10 protein-coding genes are annotated in these 14,859 nt (G+C 37.6%); 7 read left to right on the forward strand and 3 right to left on the reverse strand.

Going from position 1 to position 14,859, the window contains the following annotated elements:
- The first annotated feature begins 29 nt into the window (after positions 1-29).
- The 3 genes from JK635_RS03065 to JK635_RS03075 all read left to right on the forward strand — a co-directional run bounded on the left by JK635_RS03065 (position 30) and on the right by JK635_RS03075 (position 6,218).
- The gene (locus JK635_RS03065; RefSeq protein WP_202652267.1) at positions 30-1,352 is read left to right on the forward strand and encodes a bifunctional folylpolyglutamate synthase/dihydrofolate synthase; all 1,323 of its coding nucleotides are present in this window, start codon (positions 30-32) and stop codon (positions 1,350-1,352) included.
- 69 nt (positions 1,353-1,421) lie between these two features.
- The gene (locus JK635_RS03070; protein ID WP_202652269.1) at positions 1,422-3,131 is read left to right on the forward strand and encodes a sensor domain-containing diguanylate cyclase; all 1,710 of its coding nucleotides are present in this window, start codon (positions 1,422-1,424) and stop codon (positions 3,129-3,131) included.
- A 240-nt stretch (positions 3,132-3,371) separates the two neighbouring features.
- Positions 3,372-6,218, forward strand: a complete 2,847-nt coding sequence (locus tag JK635_RS03075; RefSeq protein WP_202652271.1) for a VWA domain-containing protein — start codon at positions 3,372-3,374, stop codon at positions 6,216-6,218.
- A gap of 36 nt (positions 6,219-6,254) precedes the next feature.
- Here JK635_RS03075 and JK635_RS03080 read toward each other — a convergent pair whose 3' ends face one another.
- Genes JK635_RS03080 through JK635_RS03090 form a run of 3 tightly spaced genes read right to left on the reverse strand, consistent with a single transcriptional unit; the run spans position 6,255 to position 9,368 of the window.
- Complete coding sequence (locus JK635_RS03080) at positions 6,255-8,315, reverse strand: hypothetical protein (protein ID WP_202652273.1); 2,061 nt, start codon at positions 8,313-8,315, stop codon at positions 6,255-6,257.
- Between the two features lie 14 nt (positions 8,316-8,329).
- Entirely contained in the window at positions 8,330-8,908 is a 579-nt protein-coding gene (locus JK635_RS03085) for a PilW family protein (protein ID WP_202652275.1), read from the reverse strand.
- On the reverse strand, positions 8,892-9,368 hold the full coding sequence (locus JK635_RS03090; RefSeq protein WP_202652277.1) for a type IV pilus modification PilV family protein: 477 nt from the start codon (positions 9,366-9,368) through the stop codon (positions 8,892-8,894). Before JK635_RS03090 ends, JK635_RS03085 begins: the two co-directional genes overlap by 17 nt.
- A 155-nt stretch (positions 9,369-9,523) precedes the next feature.
- On the opposite strand from JK635_RS03090, the gene JK635_RS03095 reads away from it, so the two are divergent.
- The 4 genes from JK635_RS03095 (at position 9,524) to JK635_RS03110 (ending at position 14,858) form a co-directional block, all read left to right on the forward strand.
- On the forward strand, positions 9,524-10,873 hold the full coding sequence (locus JK635_RS03095; RefSeq protein ID WP_202652279.1) for a hypothetical protein: 1,350 nt from the start codon (positions 9,524-9,526) through the stop codon (positions 10,871-10,873).
- 80 nt (positions 10,874-10,953) lie between these two features.
- The gene (locus JK635_RS03100; RefSeq protein WP_202652281.1) at positions 10,954-11,757 is read left to right on the forward strand and encodes a PRC-barrel domain-containing protein; all 804 of its coding nucleotides are present in this window, start codon (positions 10,954-10,956) and stop codon (positions 11,755-11,757) included.
- Positions 11,758-11,775: 18 nt separating this feature from the next.
- Positions 11,776-13,176, forward strand: a complete 1,401-nt coding sequence (locus tag JK635_RS03105; RefSeq protein ID WP_202652283.1) for a G5 domain-containing protein — start codon at positions 11,776-11,778, stop codon at positions 13,174-13,176.
- A 17-nt stretch (positions 13,177-13,193) separates the two neighbouring features.
- Positions 13,194-14,858, forward strand: a complete 1,665-nt coding sequence (locus JK635_RS03110) for a GspE/PulE family protein (protein WP_202652285.1) — start codon at positions 13,194-13,196, stop codon at positions 14,856-14,858.
- Position 14,859 lies beyond the last annotated feature (1 nt).

Here is a 14,859-nt window from a genome sequence, read left to right on the forward strand (position 1 = left end):
TTTTAAAAAGAATATTGGGGGTGGCAGGAATGTTAACAACCTATGAAGAAGCCCTGGAGTGGATTCATGGGCGGCTAAGACTTGGCATTAAGCCTGGATTAAAACGGATGGAATGGATGATGGCAAGGCTCGGGTTTCCGGAAGAAAATCTGAAAATGGTTCATATCGGCGGGACAAACGGGAAAGGATCAACGGTAGCCTTTTTACGTTCAATACTCCAGGAGGCTGGCTATACTGTCGGGACGTTTACTTCTCCCTATATTGAACATTTTAATGAACGGATCAGTATCAATGGGAAACCTATCAGTGACGAAGAAATCTTAAATTTAACAAATATCATTCTACCGTTAGCAGAGCAATTGGAGGAAACAGAGCTTGGTGGTCCAACAGAGTTCGAAGTAATCACGGCAATGTCGTTTTATTATTTTGCCCATCATCCAAAAGTAGATGTCGTTCTTTATGAGGTAGGCTTGGGCGGCCGCTTTGACTCGACCAATATTATTCAACCGCTGGTCTCGATCATTACGAATATCGGCCTTGACCATACCAATATCCTTGGCGACACATATGAAGAAATCGCGTTTGAAAAAGCAGGCATTATTAAACAAGCTACCCCGGTTTTTACAGCAGTTAAACATCCGGGGGCATTAAAGGTGATGAAAGACCAGGCGAATATAATGGAAGCGCCGCTTTATCACTTAGGTGAAGATTTTATCATTAGCGATCACCACTCCATGATAAAAGGGGAAGTCTTTACGCTCCAAACTGCGACAGAAACTTTGAAACAGCTGGAAATCAGCATGATTGGTCAGCATCAAACGGAAAATGCGGCGTTAGCCATTTGCACGGCCCAATATTTAAATCAGGCAGGCTTGTATAAAATCACGGAGCAGGATATACGAAAAGGATTAACGCATACTTATTGGCCGGGAAGATTTGAAATTCTCTCGGAGCTTCCGTTGGTAATCATTGATGGGGCGCATAATGATGAGGGCATTACCACGTTAGTACATGAATTATCATCGCGTTTTTCTGACCGTACGATTCACGTAGTGTTTGCAGCGTTAAAGGATAAAAAATACGACAAAATGATCGCCAAGCTGGATAAAGTGGCCAGCCAGATTACATTTGTCAATTTCGATTATCCACGGGCGGCAAAAGCGGAAGACTTTTTGAAAATCAGTCAATCAGCAAATAAAACAGCGGTAGATGATTGGAAAACATACCTTTCTGAAGAGATACAAGACCTTAAGGGCAGCGACATGCTGGTTATTACAGGCTCACTCTATTTTATTTCAGAAGTTAAACCATTTTTATGTTGTTATTTGAAAAATAAGACAATTTCACTGTGACAAGCTTCTTAATATTTGATAAAATTAATTTATCTTGAATTAGTAACATTTTGAAAAGGGGGGCTTTAGATGAAAATTAATCCACTTTTGAAAAGAATTATTTATCTATCGTGGACCATTGTGGTTCCAGCCGGTTTATGGTTTACCTATAAAACTTACCCCCCTCATTTTTCAGGTAATTGGCCTGATTTATTGGCATTTTTCTTGCTGACATTGGTGGTTGCGGCGATGCCGATTGTCATCAATAATATGTTTATTTTTTTAATTCAGTGGGTGGCTTTAGCTACCTTTTTAAAATTTGGCTTGTTTTTTGAGATTATTTTTGCCCAGTTTGCGGTTGTCGTGGTCCTGTTAAGGTCACATGTTTATCGACGGGAAGAGTTTTTCCGATATCCGCTAAATTTAAATATGTTTTTTGCCGTTTCATTCTTCAGCGGGATTATTTATTATACTCTTGGTGGTGAAGTTGCGCCAACATTGAGCGGGAACCTAAGCGCCATTTGGCTCGCTGTTGTTTATTCATTTGCTAACTATGGAATCAATCAAATTATCATTTCACTTCATCTTCATTTTATTTATAAAACATCATTTTGGGGGAAGGACTTCTTTGTTGAAACGATTACAACAATCATTACCTTCCCAATTGGGATCGTATTATATATTTTATACAATCAGGTTGGAATATTAGCACTCTTGTTTGTTGGAGTTCCATTTATTAGTGTGTCAATTATTTTCAATCTCTATTATTCCAGTCAAAAGATCAATGAATACTTGCAAAAAGCAGCTGAAATCGGCCATCAGATGGCCGAGCGTCTGAATGAAAACGATGTAATTCATTTATTTATCCAAAAGCTTAGTGACATGCTGCCGGTCGATTATGCTTATATTTTAGAATCAGAGGGTGAAGAGCCTAGATTGCTCCGCCGCATGGAAAATGGAACGGTTCTGCCGAATGAAATGAAATCAATGAAAAAAACGGAAGGTATCAGCGGCTTAGTATGGCAGAGCGGAAAAGCCCATCTTTTCAATAAAAAGAAGGAATGGAAGCAGTATGAAACCGGTAATATTCCTTCAGATGCTGAGAGTATTTTAGCTGTTCCTATCGAAAGAAGTAACAAAATAATTGGCGTCTTAATTCTCGCATCCAATCAAAAACGTGCCTATGAAAAATACCAACTGATGATTCTCGAAATTCTTTGCTCATCTTTTGCGGTTGCTCTGGAAAATGCCAAGCACTATGAGCAGACAAAGCGGCAGAGTGAACGTTGCCCGTTAACGAAATTATATAATTATCGTTATTTTGAAAATGTGTTGGTGCATGAATTTGATCAATTGCTTCATTTTAAACGGCAGCAGCTTGCCTTAATTATCCTGGATATTGACCATTTTAAAACGATTAACGATACCTATGGCCACCAAAGTGGAAATGAAATCCTTATCGAACTAGCAAACAGAATTTGTAAACTAGTAGGTGACCGGGGGACAGTGGCCCGTTATGGGGGCGAGGAATTTGTTGTCCTTTTGCCAGACCTGTCGAAACAAGAAGCTTTTCAGTTGGCCGAACTGATGAGGCAGTCGATCGGAAATTGGCCTTTCGTTTTACGCCAATCCTTGGATCAAAGAGAACATCAGGTGCCGATTACCGTTTCCATTGGCGTTGCTGTGGCACCTGAGGATGCAGAAGATGCCCTTGCATTAATTCGCCATGCCGACAGAGCGCTTTATGTCGGCGCAAAACGGGCCGGACGGAACCGGGTCGCGGAGTATTCGACTTGTTAACGATTTCTTTTATATAGTTTTTCAAAAAGGTCGATTCAGTGAATCGATCTTTTTGACTTTTTCTTTTGATTATGTTTGATTTCAAAATATTAAATATTTTATAAAAAAGTCCCATTCTTCAATAAAAAAATTCATTTTATAATGATTATTAATTTGATATACTACTAGTAGAAGGAAAATAGGAAAATAGCATCATTTATATAAAGAAAAAAATCTATTTATAGGAAGGAGGAATCATCTATGAAAAGAATCTATGCATTATTTGGATTACTTCTACTAATGGTAATTTTCAGCATACCGAATAAGTCCTTTGCACAATCAAACAATCCGCCAAAGGTAGATTTTAGTGTAAATCCATCACAAAATGTTATTGTTAAACCACAAGATCAAAATGCATTGGGCAATCTCGATGTTCACTTAACACCGTCCGGAAAGTCAACGAATGCAAATCGCGATCCGATAGATGTTGTATTTATTTTTGATAAATCGGGGTCTATGGATGAATCAGGGAAGAACCCGCAAAAATTCAAAAGCGCCAAAAATGCCATGGCTGAGGCTGTCAGTTATTTCAAAAAAAATGCAGGTCCAAATGATCGGTTTGCTTTTATTTCTTTTAGTTCGGATGTAGAACAGGTAGTAAATTTTTCTCCGACAACGATAAATGAAGGATTGGATAAAATTAATCAGACGGCCCAATCACTTACAGCAAAAGGCGGAACGAACTATACGCAGTCATTTGAAAAAGCAATTGAGCTACTGGATGGATCGCAAAACAATAAATACATTATCTTTTTGACGGATGGTGAACCTACTTTTTCCATCTTTAATGAAAAAATGACCTATAATAAACAAGTACAGGTAGGTACGAAGACTGAATGTATCCTAGGTATCTTATTTTGTAGTGAAAAACCTGTTTACGAAACAAAACAAGTTACTGAGGATGTTCCTGTGCATTATGAATTATATGGTTCCGGTAAAAGCATGACAAACAAAGTGTATTATGAATTAAATGGAACCAGATATAATAAGAGCATGTCGGTTACAGCAACTGTAAACAATATCAGAAGTCATGGAGTCTCAATGGCCAATAAACTAGCGGAGAAAAATATTAAGCTATTTTCCATTGGTTTCGGCAGTGACTCTGAAGTGGATATGGCCTATTTGCGTGAGCTTTCATCGAAAACCGGGGTTACCGCACGACAAGCTAATACAGATAATATTTCTGGTATTTTCCAGGATATTTCAAAAGACGTTGCCACTCCTGCTATTGATGGGGAAGTATCAGTCGATTTAAGTAAGTTTAACGGAAAAGTAAGTTTAGTAGACGGAACAGACGCAAGACTTGAAGGAAATACGGCTATTTATAAATTCAACTTTAATTTTCCATTCAATCAAGAGGTTAATCAATCAAAGGATATCAGCTTCCCATTCAGTTTTTCTGAAACAGGTACGTATACGTTCGATAATATTTATATGACTTACAGAAACCTTGATGGTACTATTGTCACACTCAAACACGAACCAGTTACAATCGAGGTTAAACCGGATGCACCACCAGGCTTTAAAGGCTCAATGACATTAAATGGAGTTACGAATACCGTTGATAATTTAATCAAAATTTCAAACGTTAAGCAAACAACGAACCAATTTAATGTGACATATAGTTTGTCTCCATATGGGCTTATAAATAATACCGTTAAGGGAACATTAAGCAATTTGAGAATTATACAACCATTGCCTGAAGGTATTTCTTTAATCCCGTCACCAGGTATTAAACTTATTACTTATAATGGCAAACCGGCAGTGCAGATTGATCTATCTCAGATTATCAATTATGAAAATGGGGCTTTTAGTCCAACCCAAGTTCCTGCGGTTCTTAATTTACAAGCTGATTGGGCACTGAGTAATACCGTGATGCCAAAAGCCATTTTGCAATTTAAAGATAGCAGGTTTACGCAAACACAAGAGACCTCTATTCCTGCCTCCAATCAGGTCATTAATATGAAGGTTAGATTGAATCAGTTTCCTGATATCATATATGAAGGAGATTCGTTTGGAATCATTACAAAAATAAATGATACATTAAAGAACACAATTTCCCAAACAGATTTTCCAAATAATTATGGTTTGAAAAACAAACCTGTTAAGGAAATGGTTTTCGGTCAAGATGGTACATCGATCATCATTACCTATTTTGATGACGAAACAGCAACCATCCATTTAAAACCTGATTTTGAGCTCAAAGGAAAAGACACCGGTAAGCAATATAATTCCGGGGATACAGCCAATGAGTTTGTCGATGTGAAATTATCAAAACTGATTCCGGGTAAAGAAGTGAAGTATTACTACTCGATTAATCAACAGCCATGGGTAGAATTTAATCCGAATGATGTTATTCCGATAACAAAATCAGGAGATAATACTATCACGATTAAAGCTGAAGGCGGGTTTGCTTTAGATAATCAGCCGATTACAAAAACCATTAAGATTTTAAAGAAAATTGAATCTGTCTCGGTTGCCCCGAATCCAATTGAGGTTGAAGTAGGTAAATCGGTTGAATTTACAGTGACGATCCTTCCAAATGATGCAACCAATAAAGACTTAACTATTTCTATAGCTAATGAGGAAGTTGCAAACTTATTGGATGCAAATCAAATATTTGGTGTAAAGGAAGGTACTACGGTACTAATTATTAAACCTAAAGATGGTTCCGATATTACCGTTACGGTTCCGATTCATGTAAAAGATCCATATGTCGCCTTAAAAGAAATTAAATTTAAAAAGGCTGTATTTAAAATTCCTAAGAATGAAAAGATCCCAGTCGAAGATCTACTGATTTTCAATCCAGCCAATGCCACCAATAAGGCGATAGCTGATGTAACAACCACCATGAAAGATAAAGTGGCGGTTACAAAAGAAAATGGAACTTGGTATATTATCGCTAAAGACATCGGTTATTCAACGGTAAAGGCAACGGCAGTGAAACAAAAAGACGGCAGCGAGCCAAGTGATTCCGCATTATTCGAAGTAGTAAACAGTGATCAGCCGTCTGATGATAATGGTGAAGATGGCGCAGGCCGTTGGTAATAAAAAACTCGTTCCCTTTGTTCGGGAACGAGTTTTTTACTCTACAATTAGTTCATCTGAATAGATTTGCAGATGGTCTACAATCGGCAGGGCCTCTATTCTTTGCAGGAGTATGTCGCTATTATAATTGACAATAAAACGGGAATACATATCTGTTTGAGTAAGACTTGGTGGTAAATCTTTTATATCTGTGACTTCCCCCCGAATTGCATTGATCTCTAGCCTGTCCTTGGCAAAAAGTCCGCCATCAATATAAAAGAGCGAACCAACACCATAGAGGATGGCATTCGATTCCGTATAGAAAAAGGCTTTTAAAGGTTTAATCGTATTTTCTTTCTCAGGTAAATAAGGTTTTGCACTTTCTTTAGAAGGTTGGAAATTTTTAAATTCATTAATCCTTGTAATCGTTAACTTACCATTGGCTAATAAGATTAATTGTTTTTCATTATCATTTGTGCCAAGGATGTTCACATTAGAAATCGATGCTTCATTTTCAACATAGACAACCGAGTCGAAAATAACCTCATCATTTTCACTTATTATTGGCTTGACCGCTAATTCATCATTACCATTAATGGTCAGCGAGCCGGCTGTCGCAATGTTCTTGTTGATATTTATAGAAGTATCAATTGGCTTAATCATAATATTGTTACCGGCTAGAATATCGGCATTTACGATAATGTCATTATTTGCGCTGGCTCCCATAGTTAATTTATTTCCACAAATGACTACACCATTTACTTCTATTTGTCCGCTATTTCCACTGGATTCTATATCTATATTGTTTGCCCCAACGATATTCCCATTTAGCAGAATCGTACCACCAAAGTTAACAATATGAATATCACCAGTCACATAAATATTGCTTAAGTTAATATTTTGATAGCTTACAATATAAAGATCTCCTTTTACAACGAGCTGTTGATCTAATGTAATATCATTACCACTGCTCATAATGACCAAGTCACCATTGACGCTAATCGGATCAACTATAGGCGGTGTGCTTCCCATAATATAGCTGTCCTTCGCTGTAGTAACTCCATTTGGCAGATTAATCGGGGCCTCTTTCCCATCTTTTTTAATAATTCCGAAATCTGATAGCGGCCGATTATTTTCCGTGTATTGAGCATTAATACGATCCAGCAAATCTGTTTGAAAAGCACCCCGATCCCCGTCCCAGGACAATCCTAAACCACCTTCCACAAGTATATCATTCATTTGATTATCGAATGATTCCCGAAAATTAATATTAATAAATTGACTGTCATTCTTAAGTTCAGGAATTTCTCCTTTATAAAAATGCTCCTTTTCCTTTACAATTGGCAGTAAATTTGCCGTCGAACTATAGAGATCCCCATTAATGGAAGGCATCGGTGTAGCGGATGTTTTATCAGATCCATCTCTAAGCTGATAATTCGCATTTTCACTGATCGTTAATTGATTAGCATAAACATTCCCGTAAATATTCGGTGAACCGTTTAACACCAGACCGAAATCATTCCCTTCACCGTAAGAGCCAACGGCATATTTTAAAAAGCTCGGCAGCGGGGAGAGAATAAAGCGTTTGCGAATTGTTCGCTGAATTTTACCCTCATTCTTGTTTGGATTTTTCGTGACAAGCACAATCTCAAACACTCTCGTAAAATCATTGTCCTTGTTAATCTGATAACTAGAAAACTTGCTTAAATCGTTAACACAGGAGCCAGACGATCCAATAATTTCAGAAGCGCTCGCGCCGCTTTCATCCACGAGACTAAGGCATTCTATTTTTGCTTTTTCGTTGTCTGTTATTTTAGTTAATGAATCTTTTAAGAGCTCTTGAAGCTTTGGATCGAATGTAGGATCAATCGTTGTTTGCCCGCCTGATCGCGTCATATACGATTTTAGCGATAGGGTATTTAGTTTATTCGTAATATTGGTTGTAATGTCACCAACCACTTTTATGGCGTTATAAGATACATCAATATCCGTTTTTCGGTTTTCTGTCCGTTTTGTACCACTGATTGAGGAGGAAATGATCGCCAAACCGATGATGGTAAATACTAATGATATGAGAAGTACGGTTATCAGTGCGTTCCCCTTTTGGTTATGAATCAATGAAACTTCCCCCCTTAAAAGCCAAATTGACTTGTTAATTTGAAAGGTTTTTCCAATCGACTATGATTTAATTCTAATTCAATCTTGACCATCCCCGCCTTACAGCCTCCATCAGCTGGTTGCGAATGGTCCTGATTGTCATTACATGTATAGGTCATGTTGACATTGCTAAAGTGCGAAATATCATCAAATCTTTTTCCGTCGATCTCAAGTATTTGATTTCCATCCGCATCTTTCAGAAACGTAATGATTTTACTCGTAGTCGTATCAGTATCTCGATCTTCATGCTGTTTGACTTCATAAAAGCTTCTCTTATCTACTTGTTGGATTTTGGTGTATTGATTATCAACCAGTTCAATGCAGTTGTTCCCACACTTCTTTACCTCATCAAAGGGATAGGAATAGAAGGTGTTCATGATCATGGTGACAGCATAATCAGCATCATCCCGGAGTTGTCCTTCAATTTGAATTTTATTGTAAAGCTTTAATCCTGATGTGAGCACACCATAAATAACCGGCAAAACGATCATTAAAAGTGTGAAAACGGCCAATAATTCAATTAGCGTAATTCCCTTTTCATCGAATATCTTCACTTTTTAAAGCCCCTTTGAGTTCGGTAGAATCTGGTTTTTTATTAACTTCCCACCCAACTTTTACTGCTAATGGAATCATAAAGGATTGATTATCCTCATCTGTAGAAGTAATCGTTACATTGTAGTCGATATTATTAATCGAAATTGGTGTACATCCAGCTGGCGTTGTCTCCTTACTCCAAACTAGTTGATATTCATCATGACATATAAAAAGGGATGCGGAAGCATGATTTTTAAAATTTTCTCTTGTTTCAATAAAATTTTGTTTTTCCATGTACATCATGGCATTTCGGGCAACGTTAATCGCTACCGTTTTATTTTGATTGGAATTTGTAAAAGAATAAGCCTGCGTAAAAAATTGCATAACTCCCAAGACAATAATTCCTAAAATCGTTAGCGAAAGTAATACTTCAATTATAGTTAGGCCATTTGTACCAGATAAATAATTTCTTAGCTTCATATTTTCTCCCTTCTTTTAAAAATCCCAAGATTATTATACAATATTTTTAAGTAGGATTTTGTAACTATGTGTCAATATCGGAAGAAATTTTCTGAGAATATGATGTTTTTGTCGAATGAATCATTCTTTTATACTATTTGAAAAGGAGAAACTCCATGACTGAGTTAATTTTTGCGTTACTCTCAATTGTGATCCTTGCTCCCGTCCTGTTCTTTTTAAGATGGGATTTCACCACAAAAGGTAAATTATTGATTTTAGGGTTTTCGTTCACAATTGCGCTAATTGGTTTGGCTTCAAAGGCTGTCCTGGCCCTTTGGCAATCCTACCTCATCCTTTTATTATTAGTAATGCTTACGTTTATTTTAGGGTATAAGAAATTGGAGTCAGTTACCTTTATTGAGGAAGTAGAAGGGAATTCAACTGATAGTGAAAAAGGGAGACAAAATGACCTGACTAAGAATCCAGTGGATCAAACAGCGAAAGTCACGATTGAAAAGGAAAAAAATGAAACTGACGCCCTGTTATTAACGACGGACTTGGACGAAAATGATGAGGAAATACCTATTCCATTAGAATCACTTGAACATGAAGGTCTGTCTGATGGAACAATCGATCGAAAGGATGCGAGCGAATCATTTGTTGAATCGATGGAAAGCGAGAATGATGTAAGTCGATTCATCGCTGAATTCTCAACCGAAGATCGAGCTGAAACAGATGAAGTCATTGAAGCTGAAGAGCCCGATCAAGATCATAGTGAGGTGATTCAGCCGGTCACAATAGCTGATGAACCATTAGAATCACCGTCGCATCATTACATGGCGGAACTGGAGCAAATGATTTTAGAAGATGGAGAGGCCTCCGCTGCTAGTGAACTTCCTGCGGAACATCCGGTTCAAGAATCAACTGCTGGCCCGAAGTTGTTAGATTTGGGCGATTCCTATTCATTTGATATGGAGGAATTATTAAACCATTCGACTGAAAGTGCTCCCCTGTTATCGATGAAAGAAGTGGCAGCTGGAAATGAAAGGGCTCAGGCAGAGGTTGAAGATTTGTTGGCTGAACAAAAAATGCTAGTTGAAACCATTGAACCTGATACCGAGTTGGAGCAAGCGCATGATACCCAACCGGAACAAGAACGTGAAGCCCAATTGGAGCAAGCGCATGATATCGATTTGGAATTAGAGGATGATACCGAGTTGGAACAAGAGCTGCAGCAAGAAACTCTTCAAAAACAGCTCTTTATTACGATGATATCGCAAATCCAACTTGCCCAAAAATTTATGGATCCCAATCAGTATGAGCAAATGATCATTGAATATTTACATCCGAAATTACCGATTTCCGAGTATTATACTTTTGCAACTTTATTAATTCAGCATTATATTTCGAATAGACAATTTGAAAAACTATACCCGCTGTTAGATCAATTAGAAGAAAAAGTTGCAGAGTACCCCATATTATTACAAGAAATACAATTTTTTAAATCACTTTATTCAAAAAAATAACGAAATTTGTTATAAAATAGAGTATATTATCAGCTATAATGGAGTAAGTGAAATTTTTTAGATTAGGTGTGGTGAAATAAATGAAAAGCAGCTCCCAAATTACTGGGCTCCCAATTATTAGTATTTCAGATGGTATTGAAGTAGGTAAAGTGAAATCTTTAGTCATTAATCCTGAAAAAGGCTCCATCGATTTTTTGACGATTGACAATGAAGATTGGCAAGTCAGTATTAAGGCGATTCCGTTTAAAAAGGTGGTCGGAATTGGCGAATATGCGGTTACCGTCGAAAGTGAAAATGCTATCATTGATTTAAATGAGATTCCGATCACAAACCAGCTTGTAAACAAAAAAATAAAAATATCTAATACGAAAGTCATGACGAGAAAAGGCGAGCTTTTAGGGACCGTTATGGAATATTTCGTTGATGAAAATACAGGCAGTATTCTTGGCATGGAATTGGAGATTGCAGGAAAACAGGTTGCATTACATGCGGAATACGTCCTCACATTCGGAAAAGATATTATTATTGTGAAAGAAGATTCTGGCAGTCATTTTTTAGAAGCAGCTGCCGAACTTGACCCTGAATACAGTACACCAGAACAAGCTGAAGAAACTAGCGATCACTTGAATGAGCATTCTATCGAGAGTTTGCTGAATGAGACCGGAATGCCCGAACCCCCCCTAAATGATGATTTAGATATGGCGGCCTTAAAGGAGAAGCAAATCGAAATTTTAAATGGAAAAATGCTTTTAAAAGACATATTTGATGCAAATGGAAACCTTCTTTTTAAACAGGGAACCGTATTAAACCCTGATGATATTAAAAAGGCTCAGAAGGAAGGGCCCAATGTATTAGTGGAAATATCCATGAATGTACAGGCATAGTGGTAGGAGGAACTCAATATGAGAAATCCTCGAGAATGGAAGTTTTTCTTGGCTTTGTTCACCTGTTCACTATTTATTTTTGGTTTTTCAACATATGGGGCAATGGGCTATGACCGCTTTTTCGGTAAAGTGGATCAGTTTGCTGGCAATACTAAGATAGGTACGATTGATGTTTCTGGTTTAGATCCAGCAGAAGCCCTTTCAAAACTTAAAGAAAAACAAAAGAACTGGTCGGAGAAGACAGAAATAATCGTGGTCTATAATGAAAAATCATCAAAAATAAATTTGAATCTTTTTCACTTTCAATTAGAAAAATCTCTTCAATCAGCCAAAAATGGTCAGCAGACAGAGTTGCAGGTCGACCTAAACAATCAAAGTTTAGCAGCGTTTCTTGAGAAATTATCAAAAGACTTATCAAAAGAACGGGCGGTTGATTTAACCAGAATCAAAACAGATTTAATTGGATATGCCTCGCTGCTTAGCACGGGAACGCATACGATTCCGTTAAACAATTATTTAGTTAAAAAGCAGCCGGATAAAGTTATTTCTGAGTCAACCATTCCATACCGTGAAACTGATTTTGAATTAATGGATTGGACAGAGAAATTCCCGCAAATTGAAATAATGCCTGAATCATCATTCTCACTCATGGAGTTTCTTGAAAAAAATCATCTAAAGAACTACTCAAGCAATAGTTTAAGTATGATCGCAACGGCCATTTATAAGACGATTCTTCCGACGAATTTTTTGATTACAGAAAGGCATATTAGCAGGGAACTTCCGGCATATGCAGAGGCTGGATATGAGGCAAAGGTCGATCAAAATAATCATATGGATTTTGTTGTGACCAATCCAAATAATCAAAAATATCAGTTGAATTTTAAAATAATTAACAATTTATTTTATGTTTCATTAAAAGGGCAACCATTTAGTTATACCTATGACATATTGTTGAAGGATAAAGAAACATTTCAGCCTAAGACGGTAGTTCAATATGATGCTAAACTTCCGTTCAATCGTGAAATAGTGAAAACACAGGGAAAGAAGGGTATTCTTGTTAAAGTATACCGGTACAAGGTTGATGAGGATGGAAATACCCTCGAAAAAACGCTGCTTGCGGAAGATTTCTATCTCCCGATAAATCGGCTTGTGTTTCATAGTTTATTAGTAAACGAGCAGCAAACTTCAGAAACGAACGCGGACGGAACAGTTACCGGAACAGAGAACGCTGATACAGGAAATAACGGAACGAAAAACGGCAATAAAGAAAATGGAAATTCAGCGGATTCTTCTAACGAAACGGATCAAAAGACCGGGAAGGGTCAGAGTAATCAGGGGACAAAAAATTCTGATCAAACCACAAATGAAGCTAGAAACTCTGGTGATTTATGGGGAAAACCGAATGAAGCTGCAAAATAAGAAAAAAAGCAGGGGTTATGATGATTCAAACGCGAAAGAGGCTTGGAGATTTACTGATTGAAGCAGGATTAATTACCGAAGAACAATTACAAATGGCCTTAAAAGATAAAAATCCAAAACAAAAAATTGGAGACGTCTTGATCCAAAAAGGGTTTATAACGGAACAGCAGTTGATTGAGGTTTTGGAGTTCCAACTGGGAATTCCTCATATTACCTTATACCGCTATCCTTTTGACCCAAGCCTTTTTTCCCTTGTTCCAAAAGAAATAGCCAAAAGGCGGCTAATTATTCCGTTGAAAAAAGAAGGGGAAAAGCTCTTAGTTGCCATGGCGGATCCAATGGATTTTATTACGATCGATGACTTAAGGCTATCGACGGGATTTCATATTGAGACGGCCATTGCCACTAAAGACGATATTCTTCGGGCAATAAACAAGTATTATGACATGGATGAGGGGTTTGAAGATTTATTACTTGACCGTGAGCCGTCTGTCCAATCAGAGGAAGAAAAAATTGTTGATAAGGATTCACCCATTGTTAAACTGGTGAATCAAATCATTTCCAATGCTGCAACGGCAAAGGCCAGCGATATTCATATTGATCCACATGATACGAAAGTTGTTATTCGAAATCGGATTGACGGTGTTTTAAGAACAGAAAGAAGTCTGCCAAAACATATGCAAAGTGTTTTGACAGCAAGAATTAAGATTATGGCGAACATGGATATAACCGAACATCGGATTCCTCAAGATGGGCGGATCAAGATGAATCTCGATTTTCATCCAATTGATATTCGTGTCTCCACTTTGCCTACTATTTATGGTGAAAAAATTGTTTTACGATTATTGGATTTAGGATCGGCCTTAAACGATCTTAATAGTTTGGGATTTAATAAAGTAAATTTAAATAGATTTATCCGATTAATTGAAAAACCGACTGGTATTATTCTCATAACTGGACCAACCGGATCAGGAAAATCATCAACCCTTTATGCTGCCTTGAATCGATTAAATAGTGAAGAGGTCAATATTATTACGGTTGAAGATCCTGTTGAATACCAGCTTGAAGGAATTAATCAAATTCAAGTGAATTCGAATGTTGGCTTGACATTTGCGGCCGGTCTGCGCTCTATTTTGCGTCAGGATCCCAACATTATTATGGTTGGGGAAATTAGGGATACAGAAACAGCAGAAGTTGCCATTCGTGCCTCGTTAACTGGTCACCTTGTTCTAAGCACACTTCATACGAATGATTCTCTTGGCTCGATTACCCGTTTAATCGACATGGGGGTAGAACCATTTATGGTGGCCTCTTCTATTAGCGGAATCGTGGCGCAGCGGCTGGTGAGAAGAGTGTGCCGCGATTGTGCCGAAGTACAGCAACCGACAAAGCGGGAAATTGAGATTTTTGCCAGAAGAGGGTTGAAAATTGACCAAGTTACCCGCGGGAAAGGTTGTGCTTCCTGTAATATGACGGGGTATAAGGGCAGGATTGGGATTCATGAAGTGTTAGTGATGGATGATCGGATGCGGCGGGTCATTATGAATGGCGAGCCGTTTTCGAGACTTCGCGAATTAGCCTTGGAAAATAAAACAATTTTTTTAATTGATGATGGTCTATTAAAAGTAAAACAAGGAATTACCACCACTGAAGAAGTTTTAAGAGTGGCCATCCCTGATTAGG

The sequence above is a fragment of the Neobacillus paridis genome, assembly GCF_016765675.1.
GTDB lineage: Bacteria > Bacillota > Bacilli > Bacillales > Cytobacillaceae > Neobacillus > Neobacillus paridis.

Coding starts and splice junctions, on each gene's coding strand:
- JK635_RS03110 (WP_202652285.1), top strand. CDS start 13,194: ATGATGATTCAAACGCGAAAGAGGCTTGGAGATTTACTGATTGAAGCA.
- JK635_RS03070 (WP_202652269.1), top strand. CDS start 1,422: ATGAAAATTAATCCACTTTTGAAAAGAATTATTTATCTATCGTGGACC.
- JK635_RS03065 (WP_202652267.1), top strand. CDS start 30: ATGTTAACAACCTATGAAGAAGCCCTGGAGTGGATTCATGGGCGGCTA.
- JK635_RS03105 (WP_202652283.1), top strand. CDS start 11,776: ATGAGAAATCCTCGAGAATGGAAGTTTTTCTTGGCTTTGTTCACCTGT.
- JK635_RS03100 (WP_202652281.1), top strand. CDS start 10,954: ATGAAAAGCAGCTCCCAAATTACTGGGCTCCCAATTATTAGTATTTCA.
- JK635_RS03075 (WP_202652271.1), top strand. CDS start 3,372: ATGAAAAGAATCTATGCATTATTTGGATTACTTCTACTAATGGTAATT.
- JK635_RS03095 (WP_202652279.1), top strand. CDS start 9,524: ATGACTGAGTTAATTTTTGCGTTACTCTCAATTGTGATCCTTGCTCCC.
- JK635_RS03090 (WP_202652277.1), bottom strand. CDS start 9,368: ATGAAGCTAAGAAATTATTTATCTGGTACAAATGGCCTAACTATAATT.